The following is a 1281-nucleotide window of genomic DNA, read 5'->3' as shown; positions in this document are numbered from 1 at the left end:
CGCGTGCCATCGTTCAGGGGGGATACGTATGGTTCCCTGACCGGCGCTCTAGCCGGGGGGCGGGGTGAAGGTGGGGTGAGTGTCGTCGGAGCCCCGCCACAGGTAGGCGGTCAGCCGGGCGCCCTCGGCGCGTTCGGCGGCCGGGCTGGCCGGGAGCGGCCAGCGCAGCTGGGTGTAGAGCAGGACGCGGTGCTGGTCGTAGGCGGCCTCGACCAGGTCGCCGAACGTCTGCGCCCGGGCCGGGACCACCAGGACCACGCTGCCGACGGCGACGGCGAGCCCGACGGGCAGCGCCAGCCAGGTGAACGGGGTGAACGCGCAGAACAGCAGCCCCCACACCGCGGTGGTGACCGCCGCGTCCAGGCTGGCGCGGGCGGCGAGCAGGTCGGCGCGGGTGGTCTCGGGCAGCGCCGGCCACAGCCGCGGCCACAGGATGATCGCGTCCAGGCCGTACTTGTCCAGCGGGCGGCGTTCGGCGGCGCGCAGGATGTTCCCGATCGGGGTGGGCAGGAAGTAGCCGGACGCGGCCGGGCGGCGCCGGCGGCGGCGTTCCAGCCGGGTGTAGGCGGCGAGCTCGTCGGTGGTGGGGGTGTTCGGCGGGCGGACGCGGGCGAAGGCGGCCTGCCAGGCGTCCTGGTCGGCGGCGGCGCGGGCCGCGAGCCAGCCGGCCAGCCGGCGGCGGAGCGGGCCGGCCCAGGCAGGCCAGTAGCCCTCCAGCAGCCGCAGCACCGGGGTGGCGGTGCGGGCGACGAGGATGCCGGAGGCTGCCACGGCGAGCAGGACGGTGAGGATGGCGGCGGTCTGCACGGCCGGGGACTGCCGGTCCAGCCAGTCGGTCTGTTCACTCAGCGTGTGCAGATCCCCGCGGTGGCGGGTCCAGGCGGCGAGCCCGGCCAGCCAGAAGACCAGCGCGGGGGCGGTGACGGCGGCCCAACGGTCGGCGAGCTTCCCCCCGACCGCGTCCCAGAACGCCCCCAGCATCGGGTGTCAGCCTCGCACCAGATGGACCTGATGGGTGGGACATTGCGGGATCGCGGCGCCGACTTCGGGCCGGTACCAGGCGTAGTCGCCGCGCGGGCAGACGTAGCGGCTGGCCTCGACCGGGCCGGGATCGCCCGGCAGGACGAGCGCGCCACCGGTCTGCCGGTACAGGTAACGGGGCTGGAAGTAGGGCGGCCGGTAGCGCGGCGCGTCCTCCAGGACCGTGCGGAGGAACCACGCGGTGGTCTCGTCCCCGTCAAGCAGCTCACGGAGCCGGCCGGCGACCGCAGCCTGGTCGAT

The 1281-nt window shown here is 75.5% G+C and carries 2 protein-coding genes; both read right to left on the bottom strand.

Annotation, left to right across the window (positions count from 1 at the left end; genetic code table 11):
* Positions 1–48: 48 nt before the first annotated feature.
* The gene (locus tag AC5LSR_RS21030) at positions 49–981 is read right to left on the bottom strand and encodes a hypothetical protein (RefSeq protein WP_493468879.1); all 933 of its coding nucleotides are present in this window, start codon (positions 979–981) and stop codon (positions 49–51) included.
* A 6-nt stretch (positions 982–987) separates the two neighbouring features.
* A partial coding sequence (locus AC5LSR_RS21025) for a hypothetical protein (RefSeq protein ID WP_250285738.1) occupies positions 988–1281 on the bottom strand: 294 nt, incomplete at its 5' end.

Source organism: Protofrankia sp. CiP1_Cm_nod4 (genome assembly GCF_982290645.1).
Note: the sequence above shows the minus strand (reverse complement) of the source record. Positions and strands in the feature narration are given on the sequence as shown.